This window comes from Niabella beijingensis, assembly GCF_020034665.1.
Classification (GTDB): Bacteria; Bacteroidota; Bacteroidia; order Chitinophagales; family Chitinophagaceae; genus Niabella; species Niabella beijingensis.
Genome location: NZ_JAIQDI010000001.1, coordinates 3,566,696 through 3,586,420, shown reverse-complemented (window position 1 = coordinate 3,586,420; position 19,725 = coordinate 3,566,696). Strand labels below are relative to the sequence as shown.

The 19,725-nt window shown below is 48.1% G+C and carries 17 protein-coding genes; 3 read left to right on the top strand and 14 right to left on the bottom strand.

All coding sequences use genetic code 11. The features are described from left to right. Positions 1-3: 3 nt before the first annotated feature. From K7B07_RS15085 to K7B07_RS15045, 9 genes are all read right to left on the bottom strand, one after another. On the bottom strand, positions 4-1,029 hold the full coding sequence (locus K7B07_RS15085; RefSeq protein WP_223710990.1) for a sugar kinase: 1,026 nt from the start codon (positions 1,027-1,029) through the stop codon (positions 4-6). Between the two features lie 73 nt (positions 1,030-1,102). Next, positions 1,103-1,933, bottom strand: a complete 831-nt coding sequence (kduI, locus tag K7B07_RS15080) for a 5-dehydro-4-deoxy-D-glucuronate isomerase (protein WP_223710989.1) — start codon at positions 1,931-1,933, stop codon at positions 1,103-1,105. A 63-nt stretch (positions 1,934-1,996) separates the two neighbouring features. Further along, entirely contained in the window at positions 1,997-2,761 is a 765-nt protein-coding gene (locus K7B07_RS15075; RefSeq protein ID WP_223710987.1) for an SDR family oxidoreductase, read from the bottom strand. 5 nt (positions 2,762-2,766) lie between these two features. Then, complete coding sequence (gene uxaC, locus K7B07_RS15070) at positions 2,767-4,176, bottom strand: glucuronate isomerase (RefSeq protein WP_223710985.1); 1,410 nt, start codon at positions 4,174-4,176, stop codon at positions 2,767-2,769. A 73-nt stretch (positions 4,177-4,249) separates the two neighbouring features. After that, complete coding sequence (locus K7B07_RS15065; RefSeq protein ID WP_223710983.1) at positions 4,250-5,899, bottom strand: UxaA family hydrolase; 1,650 nt, start codon at positions 5,897-5,899, stop codon at positions 4,250-4,252. Between the two features lie 3 nt (positions 5,900-5,902). Continuing rightward, entirely contained in the window at positions 5,903-7,417 is a 1,515-nt protein-coding gene (locus K7B07_RS15060; RefSeq protein WP_223710981.1) for a tagaturonate reductase, read from the bottom strand. 15 nt (positions 7,418-7,432) lie between these two features. Further along, positions 7,433-9,340 (bottom strand): glycoside hydrolase family 88 protein, encoded by a 1,908-nt coding sequence (locus K7B07_RS15055; RefSeq protein ID WP_223710979.1) that lies wholly within the window; start codon positions 9,338-9,340, stop codon positions 7,433-7,435. A 16-nt stretch (positions 9,341-9,356) separates the two neighbouring features. Next, the gene (locus K7B07_RS15050) at positions 9,357-11,000 is read right to left on the bottom strand and encodes a glycoside hydrolase family 28 protein (RefSeq protein ID WP_223710977.1); all 1,644 of its coding nucleotides are present in this window, start codon (positions 10,998-11,000) and stop codon (positions 9,357-9,359) included. A 213-nt stretch (positions 11,001-11,213) separates the two neighbouring features. Continuing rightward, positions 11,214-11,417, bottom strand: a complete 204-nt coding sequence (locus K7B07_RS15045) for a hypothetical protein (RefSeq protein WP_223710975.1) — start codon at positions 11,415-11,417, stop codon at positions 11,214-11,216. A gap of 140 nt (positions 11,418-11,557) precedes the next feature. Here K7B07_RS15045 and K7B07_RS15040 point away from each other — a divergent pair, with 140 nt between their 5' ends. Then, entirely contained in the window at positions 11,558-12,712 is a 1,155-nt protein-coding gene (locus K7B07_RS15040) for a tetratricopeptide repeat protein (protein WP_223710973.1), read from the top strand. A gap of 44 nt (positions 12,713-12,756) precedes the next feature. Next, positions 12,757-13,242, top strand: coding sequence for an LIC11966 family surface protein (locus tag K7B07_RS15035; protein WP_223710971.1), 486 nt, complete (start codon positions 12,757-12,759; stop codon positions 13,240-13,242). 79 nt (positions 13,243-13,321) lie between these two features. Here K7B07_RS15035 and gyrB read toward each other — a convergent pair whose 3' ends face one another. Next, the gene (gene gyrB, locus K7B07_RS15030) at positions 13,322-15,301 is read right to left on the bottom strand and encodes a DNA topoisomerase (ATP-hydrolyzing) subunit B (RefSeq protein WP_223710969.1); all 1,980 of its coding nucleotides are present in this window, start codon (positions 15,299-15,301) and stop codon (positions 13,322-13,324) included. A gap of 196 nt (positions 15,302-15,497) precedes the next feature. Here gyrB and K7B07_RS15025 point away from each other — a divergent pair, with 196 nt between their 5' ends. Beyond that, on the top strand, positions 15,498-15,950 hold the full coding sequence (locus K7B07_RS15025; protein ID WP_223710968.1) for a hypothetical protein: 453 nt from the start codon (positions 15,498-15,500) through the stop codon (positions 15,948-15,950). A gap of 16 nt (positions 15,951-15,966) precedes the next feature. Here the strand turns inward: K7B07_RS15025 and K7B07_RS15020 are convergent, their stop codons facing one another. The 4 genes from K7B07_RS15020 to lpxD all read right to left on the bottom strand — a co-directional run bounded on the left by K7B07_RS15020 (position 15,967) and on the right by lpxD (position 19,707). Then, positions 15,967-16,383: an SRPBCC family protein gene (locus K7B07_RS15020; protein ID WP_223710966.1), complete on the bottom strand. Its 417-nt coding sequence runs from the start codon at positions 16,381-16,383 to the stop codon at positions 15,967-15,969. Positions 16,384-16,421: 38 nt separating this feature from the next. Further along, positions 16,422-16,832 carry a DoxX family protein gene (locus K7B07_RS15015; protein ID WP_223710964.1) on the bottom strand — a complete coding sequence of 137 codons (411 nt, stop codon included), beginning with the start codon at positions 16,830-16,832 and terminating at the stop codon, positions 16,422-16,424. A gap of 341 nt (positions 16,833-17,173) precedes the next feature. Then, on the bottom strand, positions 17,174-18,577 hold the full coding sequence (locus K7B07_RS15010; protein ID WP_223710963.1) for a bifunctional UDP-3-O-[3-hydroxymyristoyl] N-acetylglucosamine deacetylase/3-hydroxyacyl-ACP dehydratase: 1,404 nt from the start codon (positions 18,575-18,577) through the stop codon (positions 17,174-17,176). Between the two features lie 89 nt (positions 18,578-18,666). Then, on the bottom strand, positions 18,667-19,707 hold the full coding sequence (gene lpxD, locus K7B07_RS15005; protein ID WP_223710961.1) for a UDP-3-O-(3-hydroxymyristoyl)glucosamine N-acyltransferase: 1,041 nt from the start codon (positions 19,705-19,707) through the stop codon (positions 18,667-18,669). Positions 19,708-19,725: the final 18 nt, after the last annotated feature.

Below are 19,725 nucleotides of genomic sequence, written 5' to 3'. Positions count from 1 at the left end.
GCATCATCGCTGTACGCGGCCGCTGGCATCTCCTTTCATCAGCCCCTGAACATCGCTTAGTGTAGCATGATTCAGATCGCCGGGTATGGTATGTTTTAATGCAGAAGCCGCTACGCCGAATTCTGCTGCATCCGCCATACTCATACCGGTAATCAGGCCATAGATCAGACCACTGGCAAAACTATCGCCGCTTCCTACACGGTCTACGATGCGTACATTGTATTTTTTGGTATGATAAAAATCTGTTCCATCGGAAACCAGCGCGCTCCAGCCATTATCACTGGCGCTGTAGCTCTCCCTGAGAGAAGAGGCGATGTATTTAAAATTGAATTTCTCTTTCATCTGGCGGATCACATCTTTGTAACCTTCCAGGTTCAGTTCTCCTTTTGTAATATCGGTATCCTTCGCTTTGAAGCCCAGTGTGGTTTCGGCATCTTCCTCATTGCCGATACAAACGTCTACATATTTACACAGCTCACTCATCACTTCACGTGCCTTCTCTTTGCTCCAAAGTTTTTTGCGGTAGTTCAGGTCGATACTTGTTGTAATTCCTTTTGCCTTTGCTGCTTTGAGCGCAGCCTCCGTCAGTGCTGCAGCCTTATCGCTCAGCGCAGGTGTGATCCCTGTAGTATGGAACCAATCTGCCCCCTCCAGAAGCTTATCAAAATCAAACTCATTCACATCTGCATCGGCAATGGCCGCACCTGCCCGGTCGTAAATCACCTGGGAAGCCCGCATGGATGCGCCGGTTTCCAGGAAGTAGATCCCCAGCCGGTCGCCGCCACGTGCTACAAAATCGGTATTCACTCCATAACGGCGCAGGTGGTTGATGGCCGCCTGCCCTATAGCATTATCCGGTACTTTTGAAACAAAATACCCATTGAGTCCATAATTGGAAAGCGCCACTGCTACATTGGCCTCACCGCCGCCGTAGGTAACATCAAAAGAATCCGACTGAACAAAACGCTCAAAACCCGGTGTGGATAAGCGAAGCATGATCTCGCCGAGCGTAACAACTTTTTTAGACATAATATTATTTGAGATTTTCTGATTTGTAAGTTGAGAATTGCGTCCCGATAGTTATCGGGATGAGATTTGAGACCTACAACAATGTTTTTATCGGCGCAGGATCCATGTCCGTATACTGTTTGTTCTCACCGGCCATCCCCCAGATAAATCCATAGTTGGAAGTGCCGCAACCAAAGTGCATGCTCCAGGGAGGAGAAATAACCGCCTCCTGGTTTTTCATGATAATGTGGCGGGTCTGCTGTGGTTCACCCATCATATGAAACAGACGCTGGTCTTCCGGCAGATCGAAATAAAAATAGATCTCCGTTCTGCGGGTGTGTGTGTGCGGCGGAACAGAGTTCCATACGCTGCCCGTCTCCAAAACCGTCAGTCCCATCACCAGCTGGCAGCTTTGGATACCTTCTTCATGGATGTATTTGTAGATCGTCCGTTTGTTCGATGTAGTGATATCACCCAGTGTTACCGGAGCAGCCTGCTCCTTGGTGTATTTGGTGGTGGGATATTCCTGATGTGCCGGTGCCGACAGGAGGTAAAAAACAGCAGGATCTTTTTTTCCGTTGCTGCTGAAATTTACTTTTTTGGCACCACGGCCTACATACAGACAATCCAGTTTTTCAAGAGAAAATTTCTTTCCGTCAACAGAAACCGTACCTTTTCCACCTACATTGATGATACCCAGTTCCCGGCGTTGCAGGAAGAAATCAGCTTTCAGCTCCTCTTCATTTTTCAGCACTACTGTTTTTGCTACCGGTTTTACTCCGCCAACAATCAGGCGATCATAAAAACTATATACCAATGTTAACTTGTCTGCCTGCATCAGGTCTTCAACAAGAAAACTTTCCCTTAATTGCTCGGATGTCATTCCTTTTGTTTCCTGCGGACTGTGTTCGTATCTTATGTTCATTGTTATTGAGATTTGAGTCCCGATAATCATCGGGATGAGATTTGAGATTTGGAATTTTAACTGTTACCGGCCCATCCAGCCGCCGTCAACAGTAAGGATCGTACCCTGTACATAGCTTCCTGCTTCTGATGCCAGAAAAACAGCCGGACCGGCAAAATCTTCAGGTGTTCCCCAGCGTCCTGCGGGGATCCGGTCCAGGATGGCTTTGCTCCGGTCGGCATCTTCCCGGAGGGCCTGTGTATTATCTGTTGCAATATAACCGGGTGCAATGCCATTTACATTCACACCTTTTGAGGCCCATTCGTTGGCAAGTGCTTTTACCAGACTGCTTAAAGCGCCTTTACTTGCCGCATATCCGGGCACATTGATACCACCCTGAAAACTCAACAGTGAGCAGGTAAAAATAATCTTACCGGATCCCTGTTCGATCATGCGCTTTCCGAATTCCCTTGCAAGCACAAAAGGCGTATCCAGATTAATGGCCAGTACACTATCCCAGTATTCGTCGGGGTGTTCCGCAGCCGGCTTCCGCATGATGGTTCCGGCGTTATTGATCAGGATATCGATCCGCTCATTCTCCGACAATACCTGTTTTATGAATTCATACACATTGTTCCTGTCCGCAGCATCCAGTTTATAATGTTTAAAACTGCGGCCCAGTTTTTTTACTTCAGTTTCTATTTCCGATCCGGCTTCCACACTACGGGAAGCTACAATAATATCGGCACCTGCTTTTGCCAGGCCCAGGGCCATCCCCTTTCCGATCCCTTTATTTCCTCCGGTTACTAACGCCGTTTTACCGGTTAAATCAAAATACGAATTACTCATTTTCTTTATTTCACATTAAATCCAAAATACGCATTGGCATTATTAAAACAGATATCCTCTATGATCTTGCCGATCCAGTTGATATCCGCGGGAAGTTCGCCATTTTCGATATCGTTTCCAAACAAATTGCACAGTATTCTACGGAAGTATTCGTGCCGCGGAAAGGAGAGAAAGCTCCTGGAATCCGTCAGCATTCCAACAAAACGGCTGATCAGTCCCATGTTGGAAAGGGTATTCATCTGGTCGATCATACCGTCCTTCTGATCCAGGAACCACCATCCGGATCCCCACTGCACCTTACCGGCCACCGTACCATCGTTAAAATTTCCGGTCATGGTGGCGAACAGCTCATTATCGGAGGGATTGAGGTTATAAAGAATGGTCTTTGCCAGCCGGTCGTTTTTATCAAGGCCGTTCAGGAATTTTGACAACGACCTGCCCTGGGTGAAATCACCGATGGAGTCCCATCCCGTATCCGGTCCTAATTTTTCCAGCAGGCGGGTGTTGTTATTACGCAGCGCGCCCAAATGATATTGCTGTACCCATCCTTTTTCATGATCCCATTCTGCGAACCAAACGAGCATTGCAGAACGGAACTGTTCCTGTTCTTCCGGCGAAAGTGCTGTTCCTTTTAAGATCTTGTCAAACAGTACACGTACTGCTGCTTCGGTATAATCAGCGGCCTGGATGTATTCCAGCCCGTGATCCGATACGGAGCAGCCCATTTCAGCAAAGAAATCATGCCGGCTTTTCAACGCCTGTAAGAATGTATCCAGGTTTTTTATCTCGGTATCTGAAGCTGCTTCCAGCCGGGCAACATAGGCTGCAAACGTTTCCGGTGAAGAAACATTCATAGCATTATCCGGCCGGAACGCAGGAAGCACGGGTATTTCAAACCCGTCTGCTTTGATCGTTTTATGAAATTCCAGCGAGTCCACGGGATCATCCGTGGTACAAACCACCTTTACATTCATTTTACGCAGCAGGCTTCTTACACTATAATCGGGGCTGCTGATCTTTGACGAAGTAGTTTCATAAATGCGGGCTCCATTGCTGCCATCCAACGCTTCCTGTACATCGAAATACCGCTGCAACTCCAGGTGGGTCCAGTGATACAGGGGATTCCGCATGGTATAAGGCACTGTTTCGGCCCATTTTAAAAATTTCTCCTCATCAGATGCGCTTCCGGTAATAAAAGCTTCATTTATACCGTTGGTACGCATGGCACGCCATTTATAATGATCGCCATACAGCCATGCCTGTGTGATGTTCTTAAACCGGGCATCCTCTGCTATCTGCTGCGGCGGCAGGTGGCAATGATAATCGATGATCGGCATCTTTTTAGCGTATTCATGATACAGCTGTTCTGCCGTTTTTGTATCCAGTAAAAAATTGTCGTCTAAAAAATGTTTCACAACCTATTTGTTAATCGTTAATTACTTTTATAAGGCGCATGTGTTACCCAGGCACCGGTCCGGAGCGCTGACGTTATAGTGATACACCCCGTTTCCATGGAATAAAGTCGTCCTGGTTCAGCTGCACCGCTTTGGGTATCACTTCACCGCTCGCCGCCTTTATGCAATATTCCAGTATTTCCTCTCCCATTTGTTCGATGGTTTTTTCGCCATCAATGATGCCTCCCGCATTGATATCAATTATATCTCCCATCCTTTTCGTAAGAGCAGTATTGGTGGCGATCTTAACAGTGGGACAAACAGGATTACCCGTAGGCGTGCCCAATCCGGTGGTGAACAGGATCAAAGTGGCTCCGGATGCGGCTTTACCGGTTGTAGCTTCTACATCATTACCGGGTGTACATACCAGGCTCAGACCCGGTTTTGTGGCCGGCTCTGTATAATCCAGCACATCCACCACAGGGGAAGTACCCCCTTTTTTAGCAGCGCCGGTACTCTTGATCGCATCTGTGATCAATCCGTCCTTTATATTTCCCGGAGAAGGGTTCATAAAAAATCCGGAGCCAACGCTGAGGGCCTGGTCATTATACGTGGTCATCAGGTGAATGAATTTCCGGGCGGCCGCTTCATCGATCGTACGATCGATCAGTTGCTGTTCTGCTCCGCACAATTCCGGGAATTCAGCCAGCAGGATCTTTGCTCCCAATGCCGCCAGCAGGTCGCTGGTATATCCTACAGCAGGATTGGCGCTGATGCCGCTAAAGCCATCGCTTCCGCCGCACTTCACCCCTACCGTAAGTGCCGTCAGGGGAGCCGGACTGCGCTCCATTTTATTGGCTTCGATTAATCCTTCAAATGTTTTCCGGATGGCGTCTGACACCAGTTGTTCTTCACTTTGCGATTGTTGTTGTTCAAACACCAGGACGGGTTTATCGAAAGAAGGATTTCGTTGTTTAATATCTTCCAGTAATTGTTTTGTCTGCAGGTTCTGGCATCCCAGGCTGAGAATGGTGATCCCCGCTACATTCGGATGGTCTGCATAAGCGGCCAGCAGCTTACTTAGAACACCGGCGTCCTGCCGGGTACCCCCGCAACCACCCTGGTGGTTCAAGAATTTAATACCATCGATATTTTTAAACAACCGCGTCCCTTTGCGGTCTTCACCTTCCGGAAGTGCATTTAACGTTACACTGGAAAGATCTTCGTTATTTTTAAATGCTTCCACCAGATGATGGGCATACCTTTTGTATTTATCGGTTACCGCATAACCAAGTTCATTGTGCAGTGCTTCCCGGATCACATCCAGGTTGCGGTTCTCACAAAAAACGGTGGGCATAAACAGCCAGTAATTGGCGGTTCCCACTCTTCCGTCGCTGCGGTGATACCCGTTAAAGGTCCGGTCTTTGAATTTAGAAACATCCGGAGCCGTCCACTGGTAGTGATAGGGCCGGTATTCAAAAGGATCTGCCGCATGCTTTGTGTTCGTGGTGGTCATGCGTCCGCCCTTCGGAATAAATTCCTGTGCCTTGCCCACCAATACACCGTACATGATGATTTCATCACCCGTCTGTAGGTCATGTGTGAAAAATTTATGTTTTGCCTGAATGTCATCCTGTAATTCAAAGTCCTCGCCGCCGTATTGAACCACCTGACCTTTTTTCAGATCTTTAAGCGCTACAATAACATTATCCTTTGGATGAACCTTTAAAACGATCTCCGCCATTTTTTATCCCTTTATTAATTTTTTTAAAGCGGTTTGCGCTCCGCTTTCTGTTAAACGATTCAATTGCTCTTTTACATCTGCCGCAAAGCCCGGAATGTGTGTCAGGTCTTCATTCCACAAGCCGGTATCTTCCAAAACGCGTTGTACCAGGTCATCCGTAGTTGCTGACTCCTGCCATTTCTGCGAAAGAATACCTGCTTTGTCATCATTCAGCACATACGTTTTTCCATTGACCGTTCCGGTATACTGTGTTCCCTCTTTTTCGCTTTTCATAAAAAGCAGGTAGGCGGCAAATCCCAGCGCTATTGCAGACGGCCCCTGCTGTGCTTTGCTGTAAAAATTCTTAATCAACGGTACATCGCGCATCAGCATTTTCGATGTGTACGCAAAACTAATGCTCAACCATTTATGATCTAAAAAAGGGTTTTTAAACCGCTCGATCACCGAGTCGGCAAACCTGCAGGCTTCCTCATAAGTGATCTTAACCCCTGTAACACCGGTAGCTAATTCGTCTTTGGAAAGCTTTGTAACAAATCCATTAAACGCTGCATCGCCCATAGCTTCTTTCACCGTTTCAAAACCCGCCAGATAAGCCAGGCCGCAAGACAATGTATGCGTACCGTTCAGCAACCGTAATTTTAATTCCCGGAACTTTTCAATATCCGGTGCTATAACGACGCCGGGGTCCGCCTGTGCAAAGGACAAAACCTCCGATACCCGGGGGCTGTCGGCTTCAATGGCCCAGAGGCGGAATACTTCGCTCATGATCATCAGTTCGTCGGTATACCCCAGCCAGGCAGCCGTCTGCTCCAGATCACTGCCGCCCAGTTTACCGGGAACGATCCGGTCCACTAAAGAATTGCAGAAAGAATTCGCGTCGTTTATCCAATTGATAAAAGCAGCTTCCAGCTGATTCTGTTCTGCCAACTGCAGCACGATCTCTTTCAGTTTACGCCCGTTCTCAATAATCAGTTCTGTGGGCACAATCACCAGTCCCTTATCCGCGGCTCCCCCGAACGTCTTAAACCGCTCGTACAATACCGCCAGTAATTTTCCGGGAAAGGATGCCGGTGGTTCATCCGTAATTCTGTCCTCACTCATTACAATCCCTACTTCCGTAGTATTGGATATCACTACTTCCAGTTCCGGGCTTTTTGCAAATTCCAGGATCTGCTGCCACTGTGTTTTGGCAGACAGCACCCGGCTGATGGAGCTGTTGACGATGTATTCATTGATTTCCTTTCCATCTTCAAGCCCTCTTACACAGATCGTATACAATCCATTCTGTGTCTCAAAGGCATCGGCTCCGCCGGTATCTGTGGATTTCACCACCACGATCCTTCCGTTAAATAGCTGCTCCCTGTTTGCTTTATCAATAAAATAATCGGGCAGTCCCCGTAATAATACGCCGGTTCCAAATTGGAGGACCTTCTCCGGAAGCTCCAGCTGCGCCGGCGTGGGAACCACCAGCGCCGGGTCCTGTTTTAAAGATGTTAGTGTTGCTTTAGATAATTGCATTTGTGCTATTGCTTTTTATTTTTTTACTGCCGTTTTTAAAAGCCAGGTCACCCAATCTTCAGCCGCCTTTACATTCTCATATTGCAGCGGGAGCTTCCTGCCATCTACATACTCATTGTAAATCCAGGGATCTCCCAGGGCGAATATAGTTCCTTTGCCGTACCGGGCTACCGCCATCACAGTTACATCGTTTGATTTTAACACGGATGATGCATTTTTGTAAAGATTCAAAGAACTTATTTCTTTTAGATAAACATTTTTGGCATTTTTAAAAATTATATTACCTGCGGGTATGTTTACACGCCCCATCTCATAATTATTGTTCTTAACCATAAGCAGATTATCCTTGTTGAACCGGATACCGAACTTTTCCGCAAGGATGTTAAAGTGTTCCAGGTCGCAGTTGCCGGCATCATTGGCCAGCAGTGCCAATACGCCTCCGTTCTTTACCCATTCCGCTATCTGCGCGGCATGCTGCCCGTTGTTCATATAATTTGGGCGGGCGGTTTCTTTATCGGTATCAGGATCCACAATAATGTAAACCGATGCCTGGCGCAGGCCGGCGGCAGAAGGGGCTGCGGTCAGTGTCTGAAGTTTTGCGCCCTGGCGTTCAAACAGGTTGCCCAAAAAGGAGTAGCCGCCATTGGAACGGTCGTTCCAGGTATAGTGCCAGCGCTCCTGCTGTCCGCCGGCACCTTTACGCCATTCATTATTGAAATAGTTATCGAGCAGAATTGTTTTTCCTGCCCCCGCGGCGAGCCCGGGTATCATCTCGATTTCATTAGCCGCCAGGATAAAAGCGCCCATGCCCTTGGGATCGTTCTGTACCACTTTTTCCTTCATGTAATATTCGAAGCTCCCATCGCGGTAAGGCTTCCCTCCAAGACCGGAAACCGAAACCGTACCATCCAAACAAAGCATTCCGTCCTTCTTCGTCAACTTGTATTTTACCAGCCCGTCAAATGCTTTTTTTGCTGCCTCCCGGTACGTGTCCGCGATATAACCCTTCCGGGCGCCCTTTGCCAATGTATAGGCCAGCATAGCTGTTGCCGAGGATTCTGTATAGTTGGGCGAACGTTCCGGAAGATCCACGATATCATACCACATGCCGGTCTTTTTATCCTGCACTTTTATTACTGCTGCAGCCAGCCGGTTCAGGATGGCGATCAGTTCTTTTTTCCCGGGATGATCTTCAGGAAAATAATCCAATGCATCCACCAGTGCCATTCCGTACCAGCCCAGTGCCCGTCCCCAAAAATGCGGGGATACCCCTGTTTGACGGTTGGCCCATTGCTCTTGCCGGGTTTCGTCATACCCATGATACAGCAGTCCTGTTTTGGGATCACGTGCATTCTTTTCCATTAACACAAACTGACGGGTCACATCATTGAAAATGGAATCCACTCCAAAAACCGATGCATATTCTGCATAAAACGGCTGGCCCATATAAAGACCATCCAGCCACATCTGCCAGGGATACACTTTTTTGTGCCAAAACCCACCCTCATGCGTGCGAGGGTGGGTGTTTAATTGTTCTCTTAACTTTAGTACAGCTTTTTTATATTTTTCTTTTCCGGTCACCCGAAAAAGGGTCAATAATAATTTTCCGTTGTTGACATGGTCGATGTTATAGGTATCGGCCTGGTAATCTTTAATGCTTCCGTCCTCCTGCACATAATAATCCATACTGTGCTGGATATAACTGAACCAACGCGGATCGCCGGTAGCCAGCCAGATGCCTTCGATCCCTTTTAAGATAACCCCCTGATCATAGCTCCATCTGGCGGGCCGCCCGGGAACTACCGAAAAAGAGTCGGGCCAGATGTGCATGGCCGTAAGCGCCAATTGCTGCGAATAGGGTTGGGCGTTTACAGCAGACTGAAACACCAGCCCCATCAACGCTATTAAAAAAAATCTTTTCATTTATCCAAAACTGTTTTTATTTAAAAGAAACAACTGCCTCCGTAGCGCCCAGCGATGCTTCCAGTTTTTTTTCGGCTTCCTTGTAACTGGTATTCCGGAACTGCAGCCCATCGTTATTGCTGCCGCTTATGCGAAGCAGCAGTTCCGCTTTCCTGCCATAATCCAGCCGGTCAAATTGTATCTGCTTCCCGTTGATCACATCGATCACCGGTTGTGTAACGGCTGTATAAACTTTTACATTCTGAAACCGGATATCCGCCGCTTCCTGAATGTCTATTCCTTTTTTTGACTGGAATACGGCATTACGAATGCGGATACCGCGTACCGGCATCTCCGGAAGTCCCCGTAAAAACACCGCCTTTTCCGCCCCGTTCACATAAACATTGCTGATCTCAATATTACGGAACTGCGGGGTGGTTTCGTTTACCGGCAGCCGCTCTACTTTGGGAAGGGTCCTTTTCTCTCCTTCAAGCGGAACGGGGTCCTTCGCCATATAATACATATCAAACAGGATGGCGTCACCGGGTATATCCTTCATGTAAATATCCTTGATAAAAATATGCTCCACAACACCACCTCTTCCCCTGGTCGTTTTAAACCGCAATCCGATATCCGAACCGATAAAACTACAATTGCTTACATATACATTGTTAACGCCTCCGCTCATTTCGCTGCCTACTACAAATCCTCCGTGAGATGCATACACCGTGCAGTTGCGGATGATCACATCTTTCGTCGGCATCCCCCGCTGGCGCCCGTCGGCATCCCGGCCGCTTTTCATACAAAGCGCATCATCTCCTACATCGAACACGCTGTTTTCGATCAGCACATTGCTGCAGCTCTCCAGGTCGATGCCATCCCCGTTCTGCGCATACCAGGGGTTTTTAACAGACAGGTCCCGCACGGTAATATTCCTGCTCATCAGGGGATGCAGGCACCAGGCGGGCGAATTCTGAAAGGTTACCCCTTCCAGTAACACGCCATCACAGGAAGTGAGCACGAGCAGGTTGGGACGGAAAAAATCTTTTACCGACGCATAAAACGCGGCATCCTTATCCGGTGAAATACGTCCCGGGTCTTTTAATGCTTCCCCTTTCGCATAACTTTCCGAAGGCATCCAAAGACGTCCGTCGGTACTCAGCACACCACCGGACGCTACCCGTTTCATCCATTGCGATTCGGTCAGTTTATCTTTTTTTACCGCGCGCCAGGCATCTCCGTTGCCGTCGATGATCCCTTTTCCGGTTATCGCGATATCCGTGGCATTTTCTGCAGAGATCGGCGCCTGGTTCCGCATCTGGGGGAACCCTTCCCAATTGGCTTTTACCAGCGGATAACGGGACTTATCCTTTGTAAACAAAAGCGTTGCCCCTGCTGCAAGGTTCAGGTTTACCGCCGACTTTAATACCAGCGGACCGGTAAGCCAGAGGCCTGCCGGCACCTGTACCGTTCCCCCTCCCTTACCTGAGCAGGCATCAATGGCGTCCTGGATGCTTTTTGTATTTAAAAAAAAGCCATCGGGAACAGCTCCGAAATCAGTGATGGGATAAACAGCATTGCCAAACCGGGGCTCCCGCACCTCCGGCAACTTCCAGTCAGACTGGGCATTCGGATATGTTCCGACCAAAATCAACAAAAAGAAGATACTATATTTCAACATCCGGCAATACTGTTTCAATTGAAGGCAGGCTTCGCTGAGGCGCCAAGTTAAGTCTAAATCACTGGGGCTGGAAGTGATCGGTGCTTTTTATTTACGCAAACGTTATCAGGAAAACCCTGGGTTTCAGCCTGCAGGCACTGCTTATATGCCAGCCGTACCCGCATAAAAAAGCCCCGCAAAAAATGCGGGGCCCGATATACAAAAATGCAAAGTTTACCAGTCCTGTTTTGCCAAACCGGCTTTAATAGCAGCCAATGCCTTTTCTTCTCCAAGGAGAGAAGTTAACTTATTGCCTTTTCCGTCGTGTCCTTTCGCAATATAGCCGCCCTTAGATGTACGGGAAATTACAGCATCCTGAATCGGTACATTTTTTTCTTTTGTTTTCACGTTGTAAGCGGTAAGAGTTGCATCTGCCATAATGAATAATTTTTGATTTGAAAACTTGAAATTAAGGGTTTTTATCTAAACGGCCTCCTAATATTAGGCACCAAAAGACTTACTAAAACTAGTTTTTTAGTTATATTTATATTGTAAACGATCAAAAAACAACCAGAAAAATGCATAAACAAATCATTTTCAGCATCCTGTGTCTAATACCGGTTATTGTTCCTGCCCAGGCTTCCTATAACCGCGACCGCCTGCAACAATTTTTCCAGAACCAGGAATATGAACAATCGTTAGCGTATTTAAAGACGGTCCCTGCACCGGATAACGAGCAATACCTGTTTGACCTGGGCTATGCCTGCTATATGAACGAGGATTTTAAACAGGCCCGATCTGTTTTTACCGCCCTTTATCAAAAAAACGGCAGCCTGCCGGCACCACAGATCTATCTCGCATCCATCCATAATATGAACAGGGAGCCGGACAGCGCACTTTTCTACTATAAGAACCTGACCCGCCTGTTTCCGGAACAATACAAATACTGGCAGGCGGCAGCAGCAGCCTGGTATTTGCTGAAAAAAAACGACTCGGCCATTGCCTGCATCCGGAAAAGCTATGAACTGAAACCAACAGCCGGAAAAGTGGTATACGATTATTGCACCTACCTCAGCGGAGCAAAGCAAAAGAACCAGGCAGAGCAGCTTATCGACCAATTCCTCCGGTTTGATACCACTTATGCTCCCATCATCGGGAAAAAAGTAAACCTGAGTTTTACCGCTGGACGCTATAGCGAAGCCGTTGCCTGGGGTGAACGACTGCGGAGCCGCGATGTGGCGCCTGCTGAACTTCTGTCATCCTATATCAACCTTCTTTTCAGCTACCTGAATTTAAAACGACCGGATAGTGTGATAAGTGTGTACAACTGGCTGCTGTTACAGGATGCAAATAATGAGTCGGCTGCATATGGTGCTGCGCTTGCGTTTGCCATGAAGAAAGAATATGCCGTCAGCGATTCGCTGCTTACCGAATGCATCGGCTTCAACATCCAGGAGATGGCGGCTACCTATTACCGGGCAAAGGCCGGCAATGCCGTTGCCGTGCAAAACTATACCCGGGCTGTTGCATTGTATGATACTTCTTATTATCTCTTTAAAGATCTGCTGGACCTGTACCAGGCGGGCAGCGTATTGCACCGCTTCTTAAAAAACAATACCCGGGCTACCGCTTACTATAAAAGATTTTTGCAGGTCTGCCCTCATCCCAAAACCGATGAGGAGGCCACCATTACGCGTTACATTAAAGAATTTTTAAGCCCTCAAAAAAAATAAGTCATTCCATATAAAGCGGTTATCTTTATCGAAATTTTTAAACTATGAGAAAAATATGCTTCGCCTTTTTAAGTGTTATCGTGCTGGCTTCCTGCGGAGGCGGCCAGAAACAGGCTGTTGAATACAACAATGGTCTGGTGATGATCCAAAGAGAACTGGCTATGAAAATAAACCAGACAGAACAGCAGGTGGCCACTTCCACCGACAGCAGCAGCGCCGTTGCTGCATTGACGGATGCCGTAAACTATCTTGGCACAGAGCAAAAGAAGCTGGATGACCTTAAATTCAGCGGAGATGATTTTGGCATGAAGGCAGCACTTTCAAAAGCCTTTGCCTTTATGAAAAAGACCTACTCGGATGATTACAGAAAGATCCTTTCCCTGCGGTTCAGCCAGGATCCGGCAGCAGCCCAAAAAATAGCGGAAGCAGCAAAGACCATTCAGCAGGAAGGTGTGGGTCTCGACAAAAAATTCCTCGAGGCACAGCAGCAATTTGCGAAAAAACACAACATCATGTTATTGCAGAAATAACAGGAGCTGTTTGATTTAAATACAGTATAAAAAAGGGGCGGAAAATTCCGCCCCTTTTTTTATTTCGTTCCTGCGAACATCAGATATCCAGCTTCGCATATTTGGCGTTGCTTTCAATAAATTCCCGCCGTGGTGCTACTTCATCCCCCATCAGCATACTGAACACACGATCGGCCTCTGCGGCGCTTTCAATGGTCACCTGCTTTAAGGTCCTGCGGTCCGGATCCATCGTGGTTTCCCACAACTGTTCTGCATTCATCTCTCCCAGACCTTTATAACGCTGGATGTTTACCGAATCTTCTTTCCCGGCTCCGATTTTTTCCACCAGTGCCTTACGCTGTTCCTCGTTATAGGCATAGGCCGATTCCCTGCCCTTTTTTACCAAGTAAAGCGGAGGCTGTGCCAGGTATACATAACCCTGCTCTACCAGCTCTTTCATATACCGGTAAACGAAGGTGAGGATCAGGGTGGCGATGTGACTGCCGTCGACATCGGCATCCGTCATAATGATCAGCTTGTGATACCGGAGTTTTGCAAGATTCAGCGCTTTCGGGTCTTCAGGGGTCCCCACTGTTACCCCCAGCGCTGTATAGATATTACGGATCTCTTCATTCTCGTAGATCTTATGCTCCATCGCTTTTTCCACGTTCAGGATCTTACCCCTTAATGGCAGGATGGCCTGAAAGCTCCTGTCACGCCCCTGTTTGGCGGTACCACCTGCGGAGTCTCCCTCCACCAGGTACAGCTCACAACGCTCCGGGTCCCGGTCGGAACAATCCGCCAGCTTACCCGGCAGTCCGCCGCCGCTCAGCACCGTCTTACGCTGCACCAGATCCCGTGCCTTACGCGCGGCAATACGGGCCTGTGCGGCCAGGATCACTTTATTGATGATGTTCTTTGCATCCTTGGGGTTCTCTTCCAGATAGGTTTGCAATACGCGCGCTACGGTGGTTTGTACCACCCCGCTCACCTCACTGTTACCCAGCTTGGTCTTTGTCTGTCCCTCAAATTGCGGTTCGGGCACTTTAACCGAGATGATGGCACTGAGTCCTTCCCGGAAATCATCCCCATCGATGGTTACTTTGGCCTTTTCAAAAAGCCCTTCCTTATCACCGTAGGTCTTAAAGATACGGGTAAGCGCCTGCCGGAACCCGGTGACGTGCGTACCACCTTCGATCGTATTGATATTGTTTACGTAGGAGAAGATATGCTCACTAAAGGAATCATTATAGGTAAGCGCCACTTCCACGGCCACATGCGTGTTTTCATCATGCCCTTCCACATATAACACTTTCGGGATCAGCGGTGTCCTTCCACCATTTTTGTCCAGCATTTCCACAAACTCGGTGATTCCTCCCTCGCTGTAGAAAATCTTTGAAATGTCATTGCCCGCTTCGTCCTTTTCCCTTTTATCGGTCAGGGTGATACTGATCTTTTTATTCAGGAACGACAGCTCACGCAAACGGCCTTCAAGGATATCACGCTTGTATTCGATCGAGGTAAAAATCGTGGCATCCGGCCAGAAATGCTGGATGGTACCGTGTTTGTCGGTAGTACCGATCTCCCGTACCGGATAATCGGGCACCCCAATGTGGTATTCCTGTTCAAATATTTTTCCTTCACGATGCACTACGGAATGCATCCGGGTACTCAGTGCGTTCACACAACTTACCCCCACACCGTGCAGACCGCCGGATACCTTATAAGTATTTTTATCAAACTTACCCCCGGCATGCAGTATGGTCATAGCAACCTGCAACGCACTTACTCCCTGTTTTTGATTGATACCTGTGGGGATACCCCGCCCGTCATCTTCCACGGAAATGGAGTTGTCTTCATGAATGGTTACAATAATGTTTTTGCAATACCCTGCCAGGGCTTCATCAATCGAGTTATCCACCACTTCATAAACCAGATGGTGCAGCCCTTTTACACCAATATCGCCGATATACATGGCAGGACGTTTCCGTACCGCTTCCAGCCCCTCTAAAACCTGTATGCTGTCCGCGCCATAGGCGGGAGAGGGAACCGCTTCAACATCCTTTATTTCTTCGCTCATATAGTACTAAAATTTTTAATATCTGTTCTTTGTATAGTCTACAAATTTACGAAAAAATGGCCGTTTTAACCGCGTCAAACAAGCGAATGTTAATAGAATGTGGGCTGTATTATAAGATCGGGGGCCGCCTGATTAAAATATGATGGTAATTGTTGCATTTCAGGGGCAAAACTCGTTTTATTGAAAAAATACCATCATGAAATCTGCATTTATTTTTACCCTGCTGCTGCTGAGTCTCTCCTGTTCCAAGTCCTCTGTAGATAAAACCTCCGACGCCTTTGAATTTGGTACTTTTTACAGTATGTGTATTGGTAATGAGTGTCATACCACATATAGCATCCGCGGAAACAAGCTTTACAGAACAACGGTAAATGTCAGCTCCAAGAATAAGGTTACCGTTAAATTGAGCGACAGCAAGTACCAGACCGCCCTGGTGCTTAAAACCGGTTTTCCGGATGCCATGCTGGCAAAGCCGAATACCACATATGGCTGTCCCGACTGTGCCGATGGCGGCGGCACTTTTGTAAGGATCATAAAAAACAGCGATACCCTGTACTGGAATTATGATAATACCATCCAGAATGACCGGGATCCGGCATTTGCTTATTTCCGGTCTATCTGGCCGGTGATGGCAGAGCTGAAAAAATAATTGTGCTGTTTAGGATCTAGCTGGCCTCTGTATACTGTTTGAAGTTATCCAGGATCGCCTGCCATCCTGCCTGTTGCATTTCCACCGGATTGGTGGTCTCTGCATCGAATGTTTCGGTAACAGCGGTACTGTTGCCCTTGCCGGAAAAGAGAACTTCTACCTTGCGGCCGTCGCCCATGGTATAGGCGATCCGTTCATTGACTTTCACCTCATCATATACACCGCCAAAATCAAATCCCATGCTGCCGTCACGGGCTTCCATCCGGGAGGAGAAACTGCCGCCTGTCCACAGGTCATTTTCGGCACGCGGTGTATGCCAGTCGTCGGAAGCACTGTTCCATTTTTTGATATGCTCCGGTTCCGTCCAGTATTCCCATACTTTTTCCACCGGCATATTGATCGTTGCGGCCACTGTTATGCTTGTTGATTCCATCGTTATTTTTTTATTTTAAAGATAATGTATTTGTTGTTCTACCCGATGCTGTATTGCATTCCCGCGTTCCGTACATGCTGTGCCGCCGACCGGCGGAGCTTGTGATAATAATGATAGGAAGCTGCCAGGATACCGAGGGCCACCAGGGGAAATATCGTTTGCCCGCCAAAGCCATCTACTACGGTGTGTGAAACTGCAGCGCTTATAAAGTTAAACGTAAACCCTGCATAGGCCCATTCCTTAACACGTCCTTTAAAGAAGGGCAGGGCCAGCAGCAATGCACCGGTTACCTTGAAAACGGTCAGCAGTACCCGGAAATAATCCGGATAACCCAGGTGACTGATGCCCTGCTTTGCAAGTTCTGTATGAGAGGTCAGGGCCGGGATAACGCCGTCCAACAATACGATCAGTCCTGTAAATGTCCAGTAAAGGATTTTTGTCTTTTTCATTTTTTATCGTTTTTATTTTTTTTAAAGATCTGTTGCAATCACAATGCAAACATACCATCACACCGGAATGAATCCGCTGTATAAAAACGACATTTAAAAAGGCAATTTGCGGCAGGAAGTGCCGGGATTGGAGCATTGAGCATCGGGTTGCCGGATCAGTTTTCAGCTATCAGCCTTTAGCGATCAGTTCCGAAACTTCAGGGGAGCATCCGGTATCCAACTACTAAACGTCAAGATCCAAATATCAAAAGCCAAATACCAAGATCCAGTGCTCAGCGTACGGATCCCCGGGACATAACAAGTACAACGAAGGAACATTAAATCGGGAACGCCGAAAGCAATTAACGCTTTACGATCTGTGCCACCAGGTCTGCTTCAGTAGCTACTTTGCCGCCTACGTATACGGTACCCCGCATTTCGCAGATACCGCGGCGGATGGGAGCGGTGAGTTCCATTTTCAGGATCATGGTATCGCCCGGCCGTACCATTTGTTTAAACTTACAATTATCGATCTTCAGAAAATAGGTATCGTATTGTCCCTCGCCAGCCAGGTTGATCGCAAGTATCCCGCCGCACTGTGCCAGGGCTTCTATCTGCAATACACCAGGCATTACGGGGTTCTGGGGAAAATGTCCCTGGAAGAACCACTCATTGAAAGTAACATTCTTTACCCCTACAATGCGCTCGTCGGTCAGCTCAATGATCTTATCCACCAGCAAAAAAGGAAACCGATGGGGTAATGTTTTTTCGATATACTGAAGATCGTACACCGGAGGTACAGCGGGATCGTAATGGGGTACTCCCTTCAGGTGTTTGTTGGCCTTGATGTGTTTTTTGATCAGGCGGGCAAATTGCACATTGGAACTGTGTCCCGGGCGGTTGGCGATCACTCTTCCCTTTACCGGGTACCCGATCAGCGCCAGGTCACCCACGATGTCCAGGAGCTTATGCCGGGCCGGCTCATTGGGAAAACGCAGTTCCAGGTTATTTAAATAGCCTTCGCTTTTAACTTCGATATCGTCTTTGTTGAATATTTTTTTCAGGCGGCTCAGTTCTTCATCCCCTATCGGTTTATCTACCACCACGATCGCGTTGTTCACATCCCCCCCTTTGATCAGGTTGTGCTGCAGCAGCATCTCCAGCTCATGCAAAAAGCAGAAAGTACGGGAACTGGAGATCTTCTCTTTAAAATTCCGCATGGTCTTTAACTCCGCATGCTGGGTGCCCAGTACCGGTGAATTAAAATCGATCAGTGTGGTGATCTGGTATTCCCGTGCTGGCATGATCACCATTTCCACACGTTTTTCCTCATCGGTGAGGTATAGGTTTTCATCAATAGAATACCACAATTTGGCTGCGTCCTGCTCTTCCACCCCTGCTTCCTCAATAATATCGATAAATGCCATGGCGCTGCCGTCCTTGATCGGGATCTCCGGCCCGTTGATCTCGAGCAGCACATTATCCACCCCCATCCCTACCAGTGCGGCTAACAGGTGTTCTACAGTGCTCACTTTTGCACCGTTTGCCTCCAGGGTCGTACCCCGGCTGGTATCGGTCACCAGGTCGCAATCCGCCTTAATAATGGGTTTATTCGGCAGATCAACCCGTTGAAACTGAATGCCAAAGCCCGCATTTGCCGGCTTCAGTGTAAGATCTGCCAGCACACCGGTATGCAAGCCGGTTCCGCTGATGCTAACAGATTGTTTCAGCGTATGTTGTTTGTCGGGGTTGAACTGATTATCCATGTATCTGATTTTGTGGGCGCAAATATATCTATAAAATCAATGGGCTGCAATAATGAACGCTAGTAATCCCGGAAAGGTCCGGAAGCGGATCAGCTTTCATTTTTCAGACGGGCAAGCGCTTCCTCCAGCTCTTTCATCCGTTTTTCAAGGTCCGGAAGCCTGCGGTTCAGTGCCTGGCTCCTCAGCGCAGATGTATAGTCATAGGCCGGTGAGCCGGTCACCGCTTTACCGGGTTCGATATTTTTACTTACACCGCTTTGCGCGTTGATCTTGGCTCCGTCGCCAATGTGCAGGTGGCCTACGATGCCCACCTGACCGCCGATCATTACCCCTTTGCCCACCTTGGTGCTGCCGCTGATCCCCGCCTGTGCCGCCACCACCGTGCTGTTCCCGATCTCTACATTGTGGGCGATCTGGATCAGGTTGTCCAGTTTGGCACCGGACCGGATGATGGTGGAGCCGATGGTAGCCCGGTCGATCGTGGCATTTGCCCCGATCTCTACCTGGTCTTCGATCACTACATTGCCGATCTGCGGCACTTTTGCAAAAGTACCATCCGCCTGCGGCGCAAACCCGAAGCCGTCGCTGCCGATAACTGTTCCGGCATGTACCGTAACCTGGTTGCCGATAACACAATTGTGCAGCACCTTAACCCCTGCATGGATAATGGAATCATTCCCGATAGTAACATTATCCCCGATATAGGAATTGGGATGGATCTTTGTACGGTCACCAATGGTCACATTTTCGCCCAGGTAGGCAAAAGCCCCTATAAAAACATCAGCACCATAGCGGGCGGTCTTTGAAATATAGGCGGGTTCCTGTATACCTTTTAATTGCTGCTGTACAATTTCTTGGTATTTCCCAAGCAATGCCGCAAAGGCTGAATAGGCATCCGCTACACGGATCAGGGTGGCAGCCACCTGTTTTTTCAGCTCCAGCGTCTCATTAACGATAATGATGGAGGCCTTGGTTTCGTACAAGTATTCTTCATATTTGGGGTTTGCCAGAAAACTCAGCTGGCCCTCCCGGGCTTCTTCTATTTTTCCAAAGTTGCCAACGGCCACTTCCGGGTCTCCTTCCACACGGCCATTGATCAATGCAGCAATCTGCGCAGCAGTAAATGTCATATTTCTAAACGAATGATT

Coding starts and splice junctions, on each gene's coding strand:
- K7B07_RS15045 (WP_223710975.1), bottom strand. CDS start 11,417: ATGGCAGATGCAACTCTTACCGCTTACAACGTGAAAACAAAAGAAAAA.
- K7B07_RS15040 (WP_223710973.1), top strand. CDS start 11,558: ATGCATAAACAAATCATTTTCAGCATCCTGTGTCTAATACCGGTTATT.
- K7B07_RS15060 (WP_223710981.1), bottom strand. CDS start 7,417: ATGCAATTATCTAAAGCAACACTAACATCTTTAAAACAGGACCCGGCG.
- K7B07_RS15055 (WP_223710979.1), bottom strand. CDS start 9,340: ATGAAAAGATTTTTTTTAATAGCGTTGATGGGGCTGGTGTTTCAGTCT.
- K7B07_RS15075 (WP_223710987.1), bottom strand. CDS start 2,761: ATGAGTAATTCGTATTTTGATTTAACCGGTAAAACGGCGTTAGTAACC.
- K7B07_RS15025 (WP_223710968.1), top strand. CDS start 15,498: ATGAAATCTGCATTTATTTTTACCCTGCTGCTGCTGAGTCTCTCCTGT.
- K7B07_RS15020 (WP_223710966.1), bottom strand. CDS start 16,383: ATGGAATCAACAAGCATAACAGTGGCCGCAACGATCAATATGCCGGTG.
- K7B07_RS15065 (WP_223710983.1), bottom strand. CDS start 5,899: ATGGCGGAGATCGTTTTAAAGGTTCATCCAAAGGATAATGTTATTGTA.
- gyrB (WP_223710969.1), bottom strand. CDS start 15,301: ATGAGCGAAGAAATAAAGGATGTTGAAGCGGTTCCCTCTCCCGCCTAT.
- K7B07_RS15015 (WP_223710964.1), bottom strand. CDS start 16,832: ATGAAAAAGACAAAAATCCTTTACTGGACATTTACAGGACTGATCGTA.
- K7B07_RS15085 (WP_223710990.1), bottom strand. CDS start 1,029: ATGTCTAAAAAAGTTGTTACGCTCGGCGAGATCATGCTTCGCTTATCC.
- K7B07_RS15050 (WP_223710977.1), bottom strand. CDS start 11,000: ATGTTGAAATATAGTATCTTCTTTTTGTTGATTTTGGTCGGAACATAT.
- lpxD (WP_223710961.1), bottom strand. CDS start 19,707: ATGACATTTACTGCTGCGCAGATTGCTGCATTGATCAATGGCCGTGTG.
- kduI (WP_223710989.1), bottom strand. CDS start 1,933: ATGAACATAAGATACGAACACAGTCCGCAGGAAACAAAAGGAATGACA.
- K7B07_RS15035 (WP_223710971.1), top strand. CDS start 12,757: ATGAGAAAAATATGCTTCGCCTTTTTAAGTGTTATCGTGCTGGCTTCC.
- K7B07_RS15010 (WP_223710963.1), bottom strand. CDS start 18,577: ATGGATAATCAGTTCAACCCCGACAAACAACATACGCTGAAACAATCT.